16 protein-coding genes are annotated in these 19439 nt (G+C 53.4%); 15 read left to right on the forward strand and 1 reads right to left on the reverse strand.

What is annotated here, in order from left to right:
* The first annotated feature begins 420 nt into the window (after positions 1–420).
* On the forward strand, positions 421–3288 hold the full coding sequence (locus ACSHXH_RS06125; RefSeq protein ID WP_435670888.1) for a DUF4214 domain-containing protein: 2868 nt from the start codon (positions 421–423) through the stop codon (positions 3286–3288).
* Between the two features lie 101 nt (positions 3289–3389).
* Here ACSHXH_RS06125 and ACSHXH_RS06130 read toward each other — a convergent pair whose 3' ends face one another.
* Positions 3390–3698, reverse strand: a complete 309-nt coding sequence (locus ACSHXH_RS06130) for a hypothetical protein (protein WP_435670889.1) — start codon at positions 3696–3698, stop codon at positions 3390–3392.
* A 348-nt stretch (positions 3699–4046) separates the two neighbouring features.
* Between ACSHXH_RS06130 and ACSHXH_RS06135 the strand changes: the two genes are divergently transcribed.
* From ACSHXH_RS06135 to ACSHXH_RS06200, 14 genes are all read left to right on the forward strand, one after another.
* Positions 4047–4826 carry a hypothetical protein gene (locus tag ACSHXH_RS06135; protein ID WP_435670890.1) on the forward strand — a complete coding sequence of 260 codons (780 nt, stop codon included), beginning with the start codon at positions 4047–4049 and terminating at the stop codon, positions 4824–4826.
* A gap of 135 nt (positions 4827–4961) precedes the next feature.
* Positions 4962–6428 carry a hypothetical protein gene (locus tag ACSHXH_RS06140; RefSeq protein WP_435670891.1) on the forward strand — a complete coding sequence of 489 codons (1467 nt, stop codon included), beginning with the start codon at positions 4962–4964 and terminating at the stop codon, positions 6426–6428.
* 123 nt (positions 6429–6551) lie between these two features.
* Positions 6552–8507 carry a type VI secretion system Vgr family protein gene (locus tag ACSHXH_RS06145; RefSeq protein WP_435670892.1) on the forward strand — a complete coding sequence of 652 codons (1956 nt, stop codon included), beginning with the start codon at positions 6552–6554 and terminating at the stop codon, positions 8505–8507.
* Positions 8508–8516: 9 nt separating this feature from the next.
* Positions 8517–9086, forward strand: a complete 570-nt coding sequence (locus ACSHXH_RS06150; protein ID WP_435670893.1) for a DUF6931 family protein — start codon at positions 8517–8519, stop codon at positions 9084–9086.
* Between the two features lie 59 nt (positions 9087–9145).
* Positions 9146–9391, forward strand: coding sequence for a PAAR domain-containing protein (locus ACSHXH_RS06155; RefSeq protein ID WP_435670894.1), 246 nt, complete (start codon positions 9146–9148; stop codon positions 9389–9391).
* Between the two features lie 390 nt (positions 9392–9781).
* Positions 9782–10504 (forward strand): hypothetical protein, encoded by a 723-nt coding sequence (locus ACSHXH_RS06160; protein WP_435670895.1) that lies wholly within the window; start codon positions 9782–9784, stop codon positions 10502–10504.
* Complete coding sequence (locus tag ACSHXH_RS06165; RefSeq protein ID WP_435670896.1) at positions 10501–12573, forward strand: MFS transporter; 2073 nt, start codon at positions 10501–10503, stop codon at positions 12571–12573. The genes ACSHXH_RS06160 and ACSHXH_RS06165 overlap by 4 nt, the downstream gene beginning before the upstream one ends.
* Positions 12566–13588 (forward strand): ABC transporter substrate-binding protein, encoded by a 1023-nt coding sequence (locus ACSHXH_RS06170; protein WP_435670897.1) that lies wholly within the window; start codon positions 12566–12568, stop codon positions 13586–13588. Before ACSHXH_RS06165 ends, ACSHXH_RS06170 begins: the two co-directional genes overlap by 8 nt.
* Before the next feature lie 40 nt (positions 13589–13628).
* Positions 13629–15029 carry an ImpA family type VI secretion system protein gene (locus tag ACSHXH_RS06175; protein WP_435670898.1) on the forward strand — a complete coding sequence of 467 codons (1401 nt, stop codon included), beginning with the start codon at positions 13629–13631 and terminating at the stop codon, positions 15027–15029.
* A 51-nt stretch (positions 15030–15080) separates the two neighbouring features.
* Positions 15081–15602, forward strand: coding sequence for a type VI secretion system tube protein Hcp (locus tag ACSHXH_RS06180; protein ID WP_435670899.1), 522 nt, complete (start codon positions 15081–15083; stop codon positions 15600–15602).
* An 18-nt stretch (positions 15603–15620) separates the two neighbouring features.
* On the forward strand, positions 15621–16127 hold the full coding sequence (gene tssB, locus ACSHXH_RS06185; RefSeq protein ID WP_435670900.1) for a type VI secretion system contractile sheath small subunit: 507 nt from the start codon (positions 15621–15623) through the stop codon (positions 16125–16127).
* A gap of 2 nt (positions 16128–16129) precedes the next feature.
* Positions 16130–17617, forward strand: a complete 1488-nt coding sequence (gene tssC / locus ACSHXH_RS06190; protein WP_435670901.1) for a type VI secretion system contractile sheath large subunit — start codon at positions 16130–16132, stop codon at positions 17615–17617.
* Between the two features lie 106 nt (positions 17618–17723).
* The gene (locus tag ACSHXH_RS06195; protein ID WP_435670902.1) at positions 17724–19034 is read left to right on the forward strand and encodes a type VI secretion system contractile sheath domain-containing protein; all 1311 of its coding nucleotides are present in this window, start codon (positions 17724–17726) and stop codon (positions 19032–19034) included.
* The gene (locus ACSHXH_RS06200; protein ID WP_435670903.1) at positions 19035–19439 is read left to right on the forward strand and encodes a hypothetical protein; all 405 of its coding nucleotides are present in this window, start codon (positions 19035–19037) and stop codon (positions 19437–19439) included.

Below are 19439 nucleotides of genomic sequence, written 5' to 3' on the forward strand. Positions count from 1 at the left end.
CAATTGGAGATATTGGGTCTTCACGCGCGCATTCTTGGTTCCTTGAATCGTATTTCGGTTTGTTGAGTCGCTTTCTCAGCGCATCTCTTTTGGACATTGCAAAACTAAAGATAAGCTATAAAAACAAAAGCGAAACACAAAACAATAAAGATCGTGAATTACGTGAATTATGATCACCCAATTATAATAAATAATCGTTTCAAAACAATTGTTTAGATTTTTTACAACAGGTATTTAATTCACTGTACAATTTCTGTTGATGAAAGTCCTTTGGCCAAATAGACCGCAAACAGTCGGGCAGGATCGAATTGATTGACGTTAAACGATATCTACGTCGGCCAACGGTCCGCTTGTCTGAACTCGGATCATGACTTCAATAGCTTCGCACATGCGGGCGCTATATCCAAAAAAGGAAGAAAAATGGCTTTTGATCTAAACACGCTGACGCCGCAGCAGGCAATCGCAGCAATCTACATTGGCTACTACGAGCGCGCGGCTGATCCGTTTGGCAACGCATTCTGGGAAGACGCGTTTGCGAACCCGGCGCTTGACCTTTCGGACATTGCAACATTCTTCGCGGATCAGGATGAAACCCAAGAGAACCATCCGTTCTTTGTCACGCCGACACCCGGCGGTGCCGAAGCGTTCATCACGGACGTGTACCAGAATCTGTTCAACCGCGCACCCGATGCTGATGGTCTGGAATTCTGGAGCGAAGTTCTTCAGGATTCGATCAACGGGATCAACGACATCACGGTTGGCGAAATCATCCTCCAGATCATCGGTGGCGCGCAGAACACTGCGGCTGGCAACGACCTGACCACGATCCAGAACAAGATCAATGCGGCTGTGACATGGACAAACGCGCTTGAAGCGGCTGGCCTGACCGAAGCGACATCGTATGAGAACGATGCGGCTGCACAGGCAAGCGCGCGCGCGGCGATCAACGTTGTTGACGATTCCGCAGACAGCATGGATTTGGTGTCGTCGACCATCGCCCTGATCAAAGCATCGATGCTGGCAGATACAGCAGCCGAAAAGCTGGCGGATGCGGCGTTGTTCCAGGACAAGGCGGATGCAGCCGAAGCCAAGGCAACGACCCAAGCCGGTGCAGCAGAGTTTGTGGAAGCAGCAGCAGTCGTGAAATCGGCGGCAGAAGCCGCTGTTGCAGCCGCGTTTGCAGCAACTGAAGCCGCACGTGACGCACGTTTGGCGGCAGCCGAAACCGACGAGACCGAAGACGATGCCGATGCAGCCGCAGCGTTTGCAGCCGCTATTGCGGCAGTGGCCGAAGCAGAGGCCGCGTTGGTCGTTGCCGAAGCCGGCGTCGAAGCCGCAGCCGCAGCTGTGATCGCAGCGGTTCCGGGCGACGACTTTGCCCTGACGATCGGCGTTGATGAACTTGACGGAACAACTGGGGTGGATGTGTTCACCGCACCGCTCAGCTATAATGTAACCACTGATTCTTTTGTACAGACTTTGGAACAGTATGACGTGATCGACGGAGGTTCTGGAATTGACTCGCTGTATGCGGCGCTTGAGCTCGATAGCGAAGCGCCGGTCCTGACAAGTGTTGAAAATCTGTTCCTCGAAGCGCGTGACGGTGGCATCAATCAAACAACTGGTTCCATTGAAGCGTCCATCGACCTGAACAACGCGGACAGTGTTCAGCAGCTCTGGAACAATGGGTCGTCTTCCGACCTTGACGTATCGGAAGTACAAAACGGCGTCACCATCGGTATGAAGAATGTCGATAAAGGCACGGCGTTCTACGTCGGTTATGCCGATGGTGCGTTTGAGGACGACCACACTCAGGCTCTTGTCCTTGAAGGTGTTGGCACCAAAACTGCATCAGCCCTGCTTGATATCGCCGGTGGGGAGGAATTCATCAAGGACCTCTCGATTACAGCAACCGGCGTGAACAACCTCGAACTTCTTTATAATGGAAGTGGGCCCAATGTAGAAAACATCACGATTAGTGGTTCGGGTGAATTGTTTCTCGTTGACGGCGACAACACTTTTGATGAAGTCATGACCGTCGACGCGAGCGGCTTTGCGGGCGATTTGACACTTAATATCAGTGGTAACGGAGGAAATCCTGAGACGACTGGCGTGACAAGCGTTGTAAGCGGCTCTGGCGATGATGTAATCGGCGTGGACGAAAGAACGCTGACCAATGCTAACAGTGACAAGAACCCAAACAATGGCAACTTGATCGCGTCAAACGATACCATTCTCGACGGTGGCGACGGTGATGACGTATTGGTGGTGACCATTGATGATTATGAATTCGAAGACGATGATCTCAGCTTTGATCTCACTAATGTCAGCAACTTTGAAACACTTGTTGTGGCTGGTGGCTATATCGAAAACGTCGGTGCCGACTTCGATCTGAGCGGAACCGACTTCACCGCCCTCGAACTGGATTTCACTGTCGATCTGACCGGTAACGACTCGATTGAAGGCCCATGGTTTGGTGTGGAGATCACCGGCGACGCCGATTTCGATTCGATCACGTTCTCTGGCGGTGTTTTTGATGGTGATGAGAGCGGGGCAACATATGGTCTTATCGTTCTGGATGGCTTTGAGACCCTCGATCTCACCGTGTCTGGCGAAGACATGGGGAGTTTCGATGAGGGTATCAACATTGATGCAGAGGAGCTTGTGGACCTGACTTTCACCGTTGAGGATGGCGAGTCTGTCTATCTTGGTGACCTGTTCGCCGACGCACTTGAAACCCTGACAGTCAATATTGCTGGCGATAAGCTTCAAGTTTTCGATGGTCCCCAAGGTGGTAGTGTAGAAAGCCTTGAAACAATTAATGTGTCTGGCGACACAGCCACCGAGTTCTACTACCAGGTCGATGAAAGCACTACAGGTCTCACAACGCTTGATCTGAGTCAGATGTCAGGTTTCGTAGATTTCGATCTTTATGATGACAATCACCTTGAATCCAGCTTGCAAGTCCTCATCGGCGATGGTTCTTTTGCCTACAACGGTGATGAGTATGAACAAGTAGACGTACGTGAGATCTTCTCCTTCGTTGGAGATGATATCGGTGCAATTACTGTAGATGGCATAAGTGTAGAAATTGGTGGCTTCACCGTCAGCAACGGTGGGAATGGCGACCGTCTGGACTTCAGCAACTTTGATGCCGTGTCCGGATTGGAAGACCTCACCATCGCATTCGATGAGGGTGATACCTACATCACGTCAACAGGGTTCTCTGGCGAGATCCTTATTCTAGGTGCTAATCTGTCGGACGCTGACTTCAACTTTGTCTTCTAAAGACATCTTTGAAAGAAAAGATCGGGGGCGCTTTGGCGCCCCTTTTCATTTATGATGACAAGAAATTTGGTCGGGCTGTATTCCGGTTTTTGGACTCGTGCCTAAACGGGATCGTTGATCCGGCTTTTTGAGAAAATCACAGGTGCTGGTTGAGTGTCTGCCATATCGTCTGGATCGGCCCAGACCGAAACGAACAGATGATCTTTGCCATGCGCACTGAGATGTTTGGGGACAAGTTCGACCACGCGCACGCGAAGTTTTACGTGTCTCGCCAAAGCGATCTTTAACGGATGTTTTTCTGAGATGTCCAAGATGCCAAGACGGATGGACGCGTTGTTGTTCCGGAAGATCCGAAACCGCGATGTCTTTTTCATATGAACCGAGACAGGCCCGTATTCTTCAAGCTGCAATGTCAGTGGGGTATTTAGCGAAATTGTCTTGGGCAAGGATTTTGCCTCAATCGTGACACTGGCTTTGGGAAGGATTGGTTTCACAGATATCTGCCTTATTTTTTGCAAATGTATGACAGAAATGAATTTTCCCGATGCCAACAGGGCGGTGCATTATTGGTTAAATGCTATCTTTCGTTAGCGGTTGGACGCAGCTGCGGTGCATATCTAAGGATACTTCATTTGCGATAAGTATCCAGTGTTCATCATCTCCGGTCTGATAAATCGTAAGAAAGCCTTGCGCGCGTTCAGTTGGGTCGTTCGCAGGGTTCCTAGTGCCGATATAATATTTTACGTGAGGATCGCATAATGAGGACCCGGATTTTTTGCTCCCATGCGGGTGGCCAGGGGAAAACGACCGCTGCTCAGACCGTCTACGCTGCTTTGCGTGCACGCGACGAGAATGTAAGTCTGGCAGCAGCAGATTTCATCGATGATACAGGTTCGTCCAAGCTTGGCCGTCTTTTTCCCGGAACTGTCCGGGAGTTGGGTACAGGGCCTACCGTGGCTTTGGCCAAAGACGCGAATGACCTAAGCGCGAATATCCGGTATTGGGATTCCCTTGGGCCGCTGCTTTTGAATGGCGGGCATATCATCGATATGGGTGCCAATGTTATCGACCAGGTCTTGAACTGGGGCGAAATTCGACAGGCGCCAAAACTTCTTGGATCACGGGCTGCACCGCCGATTGATATTTTTCTTGTTTGCAAATCCGAGCAACGTTCGATTGATGACATGGGTGATCTGGTCAACCGATTTAGTGCGCAAACCAGCCTGCCAGTAAACAAGATATTCGTCATCCTTAACGAGCAGGGTGGTGCGTTTGACGGGTTGGATATTCGCACCCGTTTGGCAAGTGCGGCCAAGGGCGTTGAGCTTGAATTCATCGAGCTTCCGCGGTGTACATCGGAGCTTTGGGTTCCGATGGAGCAGAGCTACCGGTCGATCAAAGAGGTGATGGATATGGATGAGGGCGACGTTCCTCATGCGTTGACTGTCGACTTCTGGAGCGTCTTGTCTGGGATCACGGATTTGCAAAACTGGTTCACGTCTGTCCAGAAGCGACTGAAAGAAGCGTCAGTTTTTTAGGTGTGAGAGTCGGATGCTATGGGGCTGTTGTTCGTCACTGTTTGATGAGCGTTCAGCTGTGATCCAGTCCAGTTGCGGGCTGATTTTTGCGGAATATCTGGACTCCGGCATCTAGGAAGCGTGGACCGTACTCGAATGACGAAGATCCTTCATCAAGACATCCGCATCGGCGATGTGGCGATTAAGGTGGGGCAGGATTTTGTCTCAACATGTGATCGTGTCCGCACTGAAGTGTTCCAGAACAACCTGACGGTGCGTTGCAATCCCGACAGTTTAACAGAAGCTTTGGATGCGGTGTCGGATAGATTGCCCGCGTATCAAATGGTGGATGTCATTTTTGATTTCCCAATTGATCGTGCCGAGTGTTCCGATACTGAAAAACGAGTGATTTCAGGATGGACTGTTTTCAAAGCCAAGGACACCACTCAGATCAAGATACGCGACTTGTTCAGTAAGGAGATCGTTACCGTCGACATCAAATACGACATTCTCGATACAGTCATCGCGGCGTTGCGACGTGCTGATTTGACCATTGGTCGGTTGTTTTTTGCATTGCCGGGATTGGGATTTCGGTATTCGGTACACTGCAATTACCGGGAATATTGGGACAACAATCAGCTTGTTGACGATATCGACGTCAGTTTTGTAGTTGGGTTGCCCCGGTTTACTGGGCCCGACCGTGCCGAAATTTCCGCAAAAAACCGAAACGCAGTAAAACGTCGTGTTCATCCGCGCCACCAGATAGCTGAGCCGCAGAATATTTCGGCTGATGTATCCCATACGCAGAGCTCTGCTGCGCTTAATGTACCGATACTGACGCGCCAACCTATAAGTGCGACCTCGAAAATCACCCAGATGGATCAAAAGCTGGAGACGTGGGAAAAAGGCGAGCCTGACAGAAACGTTTTGTCAAATCGTGAACTGAACCATGTAGATTGGGACAGTTCGAATCAACAAACGAAAGCGCCATGTGCGGCGGTGGAGCGTGAATTTGACCTGACATTGGTGATCCTTCTTGATGCAAAGGTGGACACAGCGATTGCGGCAACGGCGTATTTGGCAAAAAGCCTTGGGTCGGAAGTGCCGATCACCGAGATTGGACTTTGGCGTAAGAAGTTCAAAAGTGCTTTTCAGAGATTTGGATCGGTGTCGGAAATTTTTGAGCTGAAGCACTTGCCCATCACGCGCAAGGTGCACGGGGAAATGACGTCGTTTCTGCGTTCGCTCAAAATCGGTGAGGGCGGTTCCGATCCGGTGATCGTCATCGGTGAGGAGTTTTTGAACCCCGTTACGGCGACTGATATCGCTGACATCCTTTGCAAGATCTTCCCAAAGATAAGCCTTGTCGTTTTTGGCCAAAGTGATCTGGCACTTTCGGATCATTGGGACGGAATTATGAAGTTCAGCGAGAGTGCAAAATCCAGCAAGGTGAAGCTTGGGAGTGAATCCTGGTCTTCGAGTAAAATGCAGACTGATCAGAAACTGGAAGTCCGGCGCTTTCAGCTTCCACTGCATTCGCGTCAGAAGATTCTGCATGCCGAGCGAAATGGGCTTTTGGGCAAAGGATCGGCAGATTTGTGGAAGCTCGTTCTGATTGAGTGACCTATGCGCCGGTTCAGGACTATTTCTTGGACGCAAAATGGAACTTACTCTCTCCTATGCGGTGTTTTGAGACAGTAACGTCCCAAGGTTACCCACGCCAATTGGCGTGCAACGAGGATGCAGATGCCTGATCAGAATTCGATACTCGTCACGCTGACCGTTGACGGAAACACTGACTATGATGTTCAAAGCTATGACTTTGAAGAGGTCTTGTCCGATGTCCCAACCTACAAGGTGACGATCCTAGATCAGGCGTCGAAGATGACGGCACTTCTTGGCAAGCCGTGTACCATCGCCCTGACCAAGGAGGTTTATGCAGATGCCAAGCCTCGGGCCTTTGCCGGGCTGGTCATGTCGGTTGAACGCACTGTGTCCGAAAACGGATCACCGGTCCTTGACCTTGTTATTCGCCCGCCGATGGCTGTGCTTGGGCTAAGTGTGAGCAATGCTGTCTACGAAAAGAAGACAGCGCTTGATATTCTTCAGGTTGTGCTTGAGCGAAATAACCTCAAAAAGCTGACGGTGTCTGGTAGCAAGCCAACGGTGAAACGTGATCTTGTGATCCAGTACAATGAGAATGATCTGGATTTCGTGCGCCGTATCCTCGCTGAAGAGGGCCTGACTTTTTACTTCAATGACGGATCTTCTGCGGACAAACTTGTTTTACATGATACCCAAAAGCCTTTCCCAAGTGACGTAAAAGACATTCTTCTTACCGATGCTGAGTTGTCGGATGTCGAGCGTATGGAAGCGCATATCCTGACGCTGCGCCACCGCGCGCGGCCCAGTAAGGTCGAATTGCTGACCTATGATCCGGACAAGGCTGACAAAGCCGTCGCATCAGGCACAGTTCAGCTTGACGTGAAACTATCGGAAACGCCCGAACTCCTTGAGTTTCGCCCAATGACCGTGCCGGCTGGCACAGTGACGGGCACAGAGCTGAGTGTTGCATCCGACGCAGCGCGCCGCGATGAATTTGGCCTTTCGGGGTCATGCGAGCATCCGGGCATGTATCTTGGGCAGACCATCAATGTCGCGTCCTCGGGCCATGATGAGATTGCGGGGGACTATGTAATCGTTGGCATGCGGTATCGTCCGGTGCGCGGCAATGCCCTTGTCTGTTCGTTTGATGCCATTCCGACAAGCCACAAGGCAGTGCCTGCGCGTTTGCCGAAGCCGATGATCGCAGGCGTACACAATGCCATTGTGATCGGTGGAGATGGGGATAAGGCGGGGATGCCGTCCTGCGATGCCGAAGGCCGTGTGCATGTGCGCTTTTTCTGGGATAAGGAAGGTAATAACACCGTGTGGCTTCGGGTGTCCGAACCCTATGCGGGCAAAGGGTATGGTGCGCAGTTCATACCGCGTGTCGGCCACGAGGTTTTGGTGTCGTTCCTGCATGGTGATCCAGATGCGCCGATCATCACTGGACAAATCTACAATGCCAAAAATAAACCGCCATTCATCGAAAAGAACACAACTCGGTCGGGCATTCGCAGTCAGCTTGAGGGCGAGCCGAATGAATGGGAATTCGATGATAAAAAAGATCATGAGCTGATCGCGGTGCGCGCCGCGCGGGATTACAATCTGATTGTTAACAATGACGTGGTGCGAGACATCAAAAAATTCGAAACCACCACGATTGGCGAGACCTGCACTCTTGATGTAAAAAAGGATTTTGTGACCACGGTCGTCAACACGATCGAGGCGTCCGCCAAGACCCGGACCGCCGAGATTGAAACCGATGACAAGGTGACCGCAAAAACCATCACACTGGAAGCGTCCAGCAAACTCACTTTGAAGGTTGGGGGGTCAACGATCGAGATGACACCGTCGGCGATTACGATTTCCACATCGACCTTCAAAGCTGAGGGCAGTTCTAAAGCTGATCTGAAATCGAGCGGGACGGCGACGGTCGACGGCATGAATGTGAACGTGAAGGCCAAGACCACGGCAGCCGTTCAAGGCCTTACTGTGGATTTGAAAGCGAGCTCTATGTTGAGCGCGCAAGGACCGATTTGTGACGTCAAGGGCACTGGCACCTTAACGATGCAGGGCGGGATCTGCATGATAAATTGATGACCACTGATGCTTAGAAAAATTCCCTATGAAACCAGTGCCCCAGTGTTTGAGCGGTTCGCTTTGACAGAGGATGCTGCGCTGTTGGTGACTGCGGACATGACGCCCGAGCAGGTGCTTGCAACGCTAGTGAAGATGGGATTTTTCGTTGATCTTGTGTTGTTTCTTGCCCACGGCATGCCTCCTCGTGAGGGGGTGTGTTGGGCGCTGGCAGTACAAGAAGATATATTGGTCGAGATGCCTCCAGAGGATCAGGAAGTGCATCGGAAAATTGCGGATTGGGTCCGTGATCCGCAAGAAAGCACGCGGATCTTATTGATGCAGGCTGGCGAAGGGCGCGATAACAAAGATCCTGTTGGCTGGTTGTGCAAAGCAGTGGCTTGGAATGGATCAGGCAGCATTGGACCTGTGGATGGACCTGTGGTTTTGCCTCCTGCAGGATTATATGCCAGCGGGCTTTTGGGGGCGATTTCCTTATTGGCCGGAGATACCGAGAAAACCTATGCTGCGGCGACTAAAGTTGCTTATGACCGGGGCATGGACGTGGCGCGAGGCGGCTGGCCAGGCGTCCTGACCTAGGAGCTACGATCATGGCAGGTCCCCCTGCGTCCCGTATAACTGATATGCATGTTTGCCCAATGTTGACCGTTTTGGTGCCGCATGTGGGTGGCATTATTTCCGTGCCTGCTGCCCCGACTGTGCTGATTGGAAAACTGCCAGCGGCGGGTTTGGGGAGTTTGGCCATCTGCGTTGGCCCTCCTGACACGGTGATGAAAGGAAGCGCAACTGTGCTCGTTTCAAAAATCCCACTCGCACGAATGGGGGATCAATGTGCCCATGGCGGCACTATTGTTCTGGGCTGTCCAACGGTTCTTTGCGGGTGAGGCTAAGATTTTTGGTGTGTCGTTTTGATTTTGGTGATCTGACAAATTACGTTTTTCCGTGTTAATTTATGGCTTTCTGGGTGTTTGGATTGACTTGAACCGCGTTCACAAACGCCACAATTACTTTTTGCATTACACTAAAGACACGGATGATAAACTAAAGAATTACTTATATATTCCAAGGCGTTGTTGTGTGCAGGCGCGGCTCCCGTGACACATGATGGGATAACACAGTGATCTTTGGAGTGCGAAGCATCGAGCGAGATACGTCTCGCCGGGCGGCAAATGCGAATGGAAACTGAAAGCAACACGGTGCCCCTTACTGGCTGGGTCGTCTTCAAAGAAATCTACGCGAAAATCATCTTTTCAATATTGTGCGTCATTGGCGCAATGCTGCTGCTTCAAAGTTCGTTGAACCATCTGAAGCTTCGTGCGCTCGTCGCCGAGGCAACTTCGTCGCGCTTGCAGATTTCCGCTGGTGCGATTGAGGCAGCCATAGTTCGCGCGGACTCGCTTGGCTTTTCGATAGACGAGATGTCGGGTCTGCAAGATCTGATCGACCGTGAGCGCGCGCGTGATCCGTCGGTTGCACAGATTTTGATCGTCTCACCAATTGGCGTGGCCATCCTGACATCTGGTGCCGAAGAGGTGCCGCAATCAGAGCGTGAACAGGTGCTACGCCGTGTTCTTGGTAGCGGTGATCGGATCACCCGGCTTGATGTCGGAGAACGGCTTTACACAGGGCGTCTGTTGTACGACAGCAGCGACGCGGTGATGGGAGCGGTCATTTTGACCACACAAACCGCGTCATTCATCGAACAGGCCCGTGTGACGTTTCGCCGAATGACCAATGCCTATCTGGTTATCTTTGCGTCCATTTCGGCGCTGATCATTCCGTTCATCATCTTTCAGTTCGCGTCTGTCCGTCACGCCTATGCCGCGCTTGCACCCGACGCGCTTGGGGGTGTTGACCCGCAGAATGATCAGTCACCTGATGCCGAAGCGCTTTGGGCCGCTATTGCTGCTGGGAACGTGACCTATGCCGCTGCCGTAGCCGAATTTGATGAGCTTCTGAGCACACAAACTTCCGATCAGAAGGACGCTTCCGCATGAGCGCCTTGCAACCAGTTTCATTGATCCAAGGCTTCTCGCGGCGACTGTTTCTAAGCACGTCTTTTGCAATGATTTTGGCCGCAACGTTGAGCCTGATCGTTACCGTGTCTGAGTTCAATTCAGGCCTTCGTCCATTTCTTGAAGACAAGGCCGAGGCTGTTGCCATCGCGGTGCAGCAAGACATCGAATATGCGATGGAAATCGGCATTCCTTTTGGCGAAATCCGGGGTCTGGACGATCACATCAACGACCTGATCGTTGCACATCCCGAGATCAAGGCAATGCGTATGGTTGCTGTTTCCGGCAATGCAGAGCGGTCGTTGGGGGCGTCACGGATCGACGCGCAAGACATCCCAACGGATGGCACATTCGCCGCGACCCTGATCGAGGGGATCGGTGAGGTGACAGCGACACTTTTGGGGCGCACGGGTGGTCTGGGTGTCGTATCAGTGGACGTGTCCCGAAATGGCGAAGTGTTGGCGCGCGTTGAGGCGACCATCGACGAGTCGTATCTCAACGGCAAAATGACTTCGGTGTTTTTTGATACGTTGGTTATTCTAATTGCCGTGTCTCTTGTGGCTTTGGAAGTCGTGGTGGTCATGTCTGCTTCGCAGCTGACCGAACCTTTCCGCCTTGCGGAATCGGCTATCAATCGACGTGCAGCAGGGATGTTGAGCCAATATCAAGTGGCGCGTGGATCACGCCGCATTGCCCAATTCATTCAAACGCTGAACCAAAAGAACGCGCGCCTACGCGATGCGCTGACTGCCGCGTTGCAAGATTTGGGCGATGGCGCACGCCGGGCCTCTGCCGCGGCCTTCGGCGAAAAACGCGGGCTATACCTCACGGACAAGCGCAGTGGGGCGTCTATCATGGACGCGCGCATCCCGCTTTTCGTGTTCTCGTTTGCGGAAGAATTGCAAAAGTCCTTTTTGCCGCTTTTCGTGGCCGAGTTTCACACCGAAAGCGATTTGTTCGCGCGCGACATCATGATGGGCCTTCCGATTTCAGCCTTCATGTTCGTGATTGCCGTGTTCACGCCGTTTGCCGGTCGGCTTGTGGACCAGTTTGGTAACAAGCCCTTGTTCATGGCGGGCTTGTTGCCCGCGATCGCCGGGTACCTGATCTGCTTTTTTGCCACGAACGCCAATGACATTCTGATTGGACGGTCCATGACGGCAATCGGGTATGCCGTTATCACCATCAGCTGCCAAAGCTATATCGCCGCTGTTGTGGTGGCGGAAAACCGGGCGCGGGGAATGGCCATATTTGTTGGTGTTTTAATGACAGCGACAATGTGTGGCACTGCTGTCGGCGCGATCTTGGCGGACTGGCTGGGCTACAAACCTGTGTTCCTTGTCGCCACTGTGTTTTCGCTGCTGGCCGGGCTTTTGGGCTGGTCGATGCTGAGCACAGACCTGCCTGCGCCCGAAGTCAAAAAAGTGCCTGCTGGCACGAGCCGCAGTCCTCTGGCGGTTTTGATGCGCAACACGCAGTTTGTCTTGATCGTGCTGTTTTGTGCGATCCCAGCTAAGGTGATCTTGACCGGCTTTCTGTATCTTTTTGTCCCAATCTACCTTGCGAGCCTTGATGCGACCCAGTCCGAGATTGGACGCATCATGATGCTTTATTCATTGATCATCATTCCGATCAGCCCTTTGGCGTCTGGCTTTGCTGACCGATTGGGTAAAAACCTTTGGATGGTGATTGGAGCCACGGTGCTGTCGGGGATCGTGCTTTTGGGGCTGTACCAAAGCGCCTCAGTAGCGGCTGTTTTGATGGCGGTTGCAGCACTTGGGATCGTTCATGCCTTTTTGAAAGCTCCGCTGATTGTTGCGGCTATGGATGCCGCAGAACAAAGCCCGGACATCACGCGAACGGGCGCGCTTAGCCTGTTGCGGACCAGTGAACGCATTGGATCGGTTATCGGGCCGGTGGTTGTAGCGGCGCTCTTGGTCAAGCTGGATTTTGGCGAAGTTGCGGCGATTATCGGTCTGACAGTCACCTTTCTTGGGTTGGTTATGGCAGGGCTGTCTCTCAAGCAAAACAGGGGAGCCAGCCATGCGTGAGCGTATGTTTGCCAAATTGGCAGTGGTGGCTCTTTGCGCCGTAATGGTGCCGCTTGGCAGCACAGCACGTGCGCAGGAAGCGACCGTTGAGGCAAGCCGTGTTCACATGGTTGTTTGGCGCGGGTGCGAAGAGGCGTGTCGAGGGTTCATCCGCTATTTTGAGGATCGAGATTTGCCAGTCTCAGTCGTTGTTACGGATGTGGCGCGCGACAAGGACAAGCTGCCAGACGTTCAGGCAAGTCTGATTGCCGAGAAACCAGATCTGGTGGTGACATGGGGTACGACGGTGTCTCGGGCGATCCTTGGAACCCTCGATGCGTTTGGCACTGGGTCTGCCTTGGGCGATATTCCGGCGCTGTTCATGATTGTTGCTGATCCTGTTGGGTCCGATCTTGTGGAAAGCTTTGACTCCAGTGGCCGGGAGCATGTGTCGGGTGTGCGCAATCGTGTTCCCGAAGACGTGCAATTGCGGCTGATGTTTGAATACTTCCGGCCAGATCGGTTGGGCGTTCTGAACCATCCGGGAGAGCTTAATTCCACACTCAACACCGAGAAACTGCGGGGTATCTCTGAGGAGTTTGGCTTCACTTTGGTAGAACATTTGTACCAGCCTGATGCCGAAGGGGATGTGCCGCTGGAGCAGATTCCCGTAGCGATGTCGGCGCTCAAGAACAAAGGTGCGCAGGCGATTTATGTCGGGTCAAGTTCTTACAACCTAGAACATCAAGACGCGTTTGTTGCCGCTGCGACAGCTTTGGGTTTGCCGGTGTTCACGGCCTATACCCAGATGGTTCAAGAGGGCGGCGCGCTTATGGCGATTGGCACGAGCTATGCCAATGTAGGCCGTTTGGCCGCCCGGCAAGCGGCGGATATTTTGCTGGAGGCACAAGACCCCCAGGCTTTGCCCATCAAGGCGCTTAACCGGTATTCCGTGATCTTGAACATGGCGTCAGCCCAGCAACTGGGTCTGTATCCGCCGTTGTCCCTTATCGGTGTTGCGGAGGTTGTGCGATGACCCAGCGCAAGCTCTGGGCCAAGAGCCTTTGGGACCAGATATGGAAACGCTGAAAGCGCCCATTTCGGGAGACGCGCCATGGGGTATTTTCCTCAAGGGGGAAAAACCCATCTACCGGGGTTTACGCAACGCGTTCAACGCGGCCCAGGCATCTTGGCGCAGTTTTTCGGAAACGCCGGAATCGTTGCTTGACCGAGAACTGGGTGCGGCCAATGCTGCTGCGTGGGCTGCGCTGTCCGAGCAATGTGAAACCTGCCTGACCCAGACGTCCAAAGACCTTGAAATCCTGACATGGTTTGTGGCGGCACAGTTGCATGGTGCCCGGCCCCTTCAAAAATGCGCTGAAGCCCTGACGCTGCTCACTGATCTGGTTGACGAGAACATCACAGATCTTCAGCCGGTTCCGCCACCGGAAAAGCTGAAGGGTGACACCGACGACGCACGCGCTGCTGAAATCGCGGAACTTCGCTTGCGGCCATTCGTGCAATTGGTGGGCGAGGTTGAAGGCAGCGGTTTGTTAGCGGCTCCTATGAATGCGCTGCGGCTGATCGGTGACGTGACATATGGCACCTATATTCTGGCGGAAAAGAACGGCACCCTGGATGCGCTGCGCGCAGAAGCGAGCGCAGCTCTAGACTCCGAATCCGAAGAGTTGACACAGAAGATCGAGTCTCTTCAAGAGATCACACGTCAGTTCGAACGGTTGGAAACAAAGCTCAAGCAGTACGCAGGACAGCACGGACAGACACCACCCCTAATTGGCTATGGGCGACGCCTTGCCACGGATGTGTTGGCGTCGGTTAAACGGCTTGTTGAGGGGTTTGGCTTTCCATGGCCCGGTGTTGATGACGCCGAAGCAGAGGCCGAGGCAGAGATCGAGACAATCACAGAGCAAGACGGTGATCTACAACGTGCGGCACCCCAAGCAGCACGGGGTGCCGCGGCGGGAGTTGGGTTTGATCCAACCGCCAATGTAACAAACCGGAAAGATGCGCTCCTGGCGATTGCGCGGCTCGCGACATACTTTCGCACGACCGAACCCCATTCCCCGATTTGTCTTTTGCTGGATCGTGCTGTGCGCTGGGGCAACCTGAGCGCAGGTGAGCTTTACCGTGAGATACTGACGGACGGGAGCGTCGGTATGGCGCAGATGGCTTTGATGACGGGCCTTGAAAGTCAGGGTTTCTCGGACACGTTCGGCAAACGCGGGGCAGGGGCTGCGGGGGGTGTCGTGCACCCCACGTTGCCCGACTTTGCCTCTGCGTTGCCGGTGCCAAGCGCACCGGTTGCAGCACCTGTCGCCGCCGCACCCCGCCCGGTTCTCCCGCAGGCGCAAACACCGGTTCCCGAAATCGTAGCGAGCGATCTTGGATCGGTGTCCGACACCTCGGTGGCGGACGAGAGCGAACCAGAACTGCCAGTGGATGATTTCCAATGGTGACACACCAACTTGCCCACAACTCCAATCAAGAAATGAAAGAAGGTACTTAATATGGCCGGACTGTTTATGCGCGTTGACGGGATCGATTCCTTTCCCGGAATGGCGACGATCAAGGAAATCGCTGGAAAAAAAGGCTTCTTCCCGATCGATAGTTATTCGCTGGGCTTTTCCCGCTCTGTGTACGTTGCCGTTGGCTCCGCAGGCGATGCGGAAGTCGGCGTTCCCGCAATTTCTGACCTGTCTGTATCGCGTGGAGCCGACAACGCCTCTGCCGTTCTTTCAACGCTGTTTTTTGCGCCGGGCGACAAGGGCAAGACATTCGAATTGCTTGAGACCAAGCAAAAAAACGATGGCAAAGGCTTGGTTCCGGTCAAGATCGTTACTGTCGAGCAAGGCCGTCTTGCCAGCTATGACGTGGCTCCCGGTTCCAACCACATGAGCATTTCGTTCACGACCGTATCCATCACTTACTACGTTGAAGATGAAGCTGGTGCCGTGACCAAGGGCGATACTGTCAAGTTCGACCTCAAAACTGGCGAGCTCGTTTCGGGCAATGCCGAAGCGAAGAAATAAACCCAAGGAGAATTCAGCATGGCACTAAACGCACAGCAAAAGCGTGTCAGCAAGAACCGGGTCAGCATCACGTTTGATGTTGAAGACGGGGGCTCTGTCCAACAGAAAGAGCTGCCCTTCGTGGTTGGCATGATCGGCGGCTATTCGGGCGACCGAGAAGACAAAGAGGCGCTTGAAGACCGCACGTTCTATTCGGTCGACAAGGACAATTTCAACGATGTGATGGCCCGCGTTGGCCCAACACTGAGCTACACCGTTGAGAATAAGGTCCAGAATGATGGATCGGAATTCCAGGTCGAGCTCGACTTCAAATCCATGAAGGATTTTGAGCCCGACGCGATTGTCGACAAGGTCGAACCTCTTCGCAACCTCGCCAAGACACGGGAAAAACTGATGACACTTGTCGCCAAAGCCGATCGCTCGCGCGATCTGGAAAAGGTGCTCAAAGAAATTCTGCAAGACGCAGAAATGGTTAAGGCGCTTGGTGAAGAACTCGGTGTCAGCTCAGAAAAAGCGGGAGAGTAAGCGTGGCCGAAACTGAAGCAAGCGGCGGCGCTGTACCAGCCGCAGAAACTAACGAAAAGATCAGCCTTCTGGACAGGGCGCTTGAGGCCACGGTTCAGACACCTGTCGATCAAACCAAAGAGCTTCTTTCGGTTCTGACAGCTCAGGCGATGGAAGGATCGATTGTCTGGGACCAGAACGTTGGTGTCACGATCCGCAAGGCAGTGGCTGAAATTGACCGGCTGATGTCCAAGCAGATGTCGGCAATCATGCAGAACGAGAAATTCCAGACGTTGGAAGGCTCATGGCGTGGTGTTCAAAAGGTCATCCGAAATTCCGAGCTTGGCCCACAGCAAAAGATCAAGCTTGTGGACTATAACAAGGAAGAGCTTTTGGAGCAGTTCGAAGATGCGCCTGCGGTTGACCGCAGCCCGCTTTTCGAAGCGCTGTACCAGGACGAATTCGGCACAGCCGGCGGTGAGCCTTACGGCATGCTGATGGGTGACTATTTCTTCGGTTACGGAGATGAAGACGTCGCGCTGATGACCTACCTGGCCGAAACTGCGGCTGCGTGTCATGCGCCGTTCGTGGCTGCTGCTGGGCCAGAGATGTTCGAATACAAGAGCTTTGAGAGCTTTGCCGAAGGCCGCCCCGTGGCTGCCGGTTTCGATTCTCCAAGCTATGCAGCGTGGAATGGGTTCCGTGACAGTGACGAGTCTCGTTATGTCACTTTGACCCTTCCTGCTACGCTTGCCCGTTTGCCTTACGGGGCCAATGGCGGTTCGGCAAAGACCTTTGACTTCCATGAATTGGACACTGATGCCGATGGCAATCAGCGGCCCAAGAACAATGGTGAATTGGTCTGGTCGAACGCGGCATATGACATGACGCTGAAGATGAACGAGGCGTTCACGGCGTTTGGCTGGTGTACCGCAATCCGTGGTCTTGAGAATGGCGGCAAGGTTGATCAACTGCCCAACCTGACCTTCAAGTCGGATGCTGGCGATGTGCAGCAGGCTTGCCCGGCCGAGGTGAACCTGACCGACGAACGCGAAAAAGAGCTGTCGGATCTCGGGTTCTTGCCCTTGGTGCACTACAAGAATACCAGCCATGCAGTGTTCATTGGCAGCCAGACTGCGCAACGTCCGAAAACCTATGTCGACCCGGACGCCACGTCGAATGCCGCGATTTCGGCGCGACTGCCCTATATCATGGCATCGAGCCGGATCGCTCACTACCTCAAGGTTATGGGTCGTGACATGCTTGGCTCGAACCTTGAAGCATCGGACATCAAGTCTGATCTGCAATCTTGGATTGACCAGTACACAAACGCTGGTGCGATGGGAAATGCAGAGCGGTCGAAAACGCCGCTTGCTGAAAGCACGATCGAAGTCATCGAACAGCCGGGCAAACCGGGGGCTTATTCCGCGGTCGCGTATCTGCGTCCTTGGTTGCAGCTCGAAGAGCTGACGACGTCGGTCCGCATGGTCACGAAAATTCCGGGCGGTTGACGGACCCTCTGTGACAATTAAGGCCGACATAACAACACGTTCAATCCCGTTGCCTCCAAAGGCAGCGGGGTTAGACCCTATTTCCGATCCGCGTCTTGAACATCTGTTGGCTCGTTTTACGGATATCGGCGCGCTGACGTCCTTCCTGCGCAAAGCAGTTTTGGACATCGAAGATGTTTTGTCCGAGCAAATGACGATCATTCTTGAAGCGCCCGCTTTTCAGCAAATGGAAGCCCGTTGGGCCGGGTTAGCAAGCGTTGTCTGGGCCAAACGCGGCGCCGCGTCGGTGAAAGTCAAGATCTTGGATCTAAGCTGGGAAGACCTGTCGCGGGACCTTCACTATACAAGTGAGCTGCGCAAATCCCTGCTTTTCATGTTCATGGGACAACGCGAGCTGGATACTCTAGGCGGAGAACCTTTCGGGATTGCGATGATAGATCATCCACTTTCCATGAGCCTTGAGACCGAATTTGACGACCTCTACACAGCGCAATTGATCTGCGAACTTTCGGAATCCGTGATGTGTCCGATTGTCATGGGGGTTGCCGAAGATTTCTTTGGGGACAACGATGCTGCCTGGTTGACCGACACGCGCCGGATCTCAAACATCCTGAGCGGTGAAGAATACAAAAGCTGGCAAACGCTGCGCGCATTGCCCAATGCGCGGTTCTTGTCGCTGGTCATGCCCATGACGCAGCTGCGTGGGCGTTACGAAGACCTTGATATCGGGTTTCGGTTTCATCAGTGGCCGTCCGAGAGCAAAGGGCTTTGGGGGTCCGCAGCGTATGATTTTCTGCGTACGGCGATTGCGGAATTCATCCGATGCGCCTGGTTTGGATTTCTAAAGCTTGTGGGATCGACACCGGGCGAGGGGGCCGTTTTGGCCCCGACAGAGCATCCGATACCGAAAGGCTGTACCCGAGGCGCACGCGCGCAGGTACGCATGACCAGAAATCTTGCGCATATGTATTCCGAAAATGGATTCATCCCGCTTGCCGAAAGCCCAAAGACCAATCTGCTGTATTTCGTCGGGAACCGCTCGGTCGCGGAGACCAGAGGTTCCGCGTCTGCCGAGATCGTAACCCAGCTGCAATCGGTGATGATCGCCTGTCGCATTGTGCATTACCTCAAGGTTCAGATCCGGTCCTTGATTGGGCAGGTGAAGACGTCGGCAGAATGCGAACAAATTCTGAACGACTGGTTTGACCCATATGTTTCCGGGTCCAGCAGTTCGAACGAATTACAGGCCCGGTTCCCGCTGCAAGGGGCGCGTGTGCGCGTGTCGGAATCGGCCACGGATCACGCGCGGTTTCGGTGCGAAGTCATCGTGCGCCCGCAATACCAGATCGACAATGTGCTGGGCGATATCACGCTGCGCACAGATTTCGGTGCTGGAAAGCTGGGGAAGGCTGCGTAAATGAGTTTTGCCTCTGCCTTTTTGAACATGCCCGAAGACCAGACCATCGAGGAGCAGGTCGGTCTGCATGTGGAAACGCTTTTGCAATCTGTCGCGCCGGAGCAGGTTGTTGGGCCAGAGTTGCGCCACGTGCGGCTGTCCAACCTATGTTTTGGCGTGCCGATGGATTGGGCATTGGGCGAAGGGCAGCGCAACATGCAGGTCCGCAGCATGTTGCGCGACAGGTTGGAGAAGTTCGAGCCGCGGCTGGCGTTGATGTCGGAAATCTCCTTGCAAGAGGACCCAACTGAAAATGCAGTGACCTTCTACATCGCAGGTGCAGTGCGCGTCGCAGGTAAGACCGACAAAGTTGAGATCGTGAAAAAACTGTCGCGGATGGATCAGTATCCAGAAGGGACCCCGTAA

The organism is Marivita sp. (assembly GCF_051251565.1).
Taxonomy (GTDB): Bacteria; Pseudomonadota; Alphaproteobacteria; order Rhodobacterales; family Rhodobacteraceae; genus Marivita.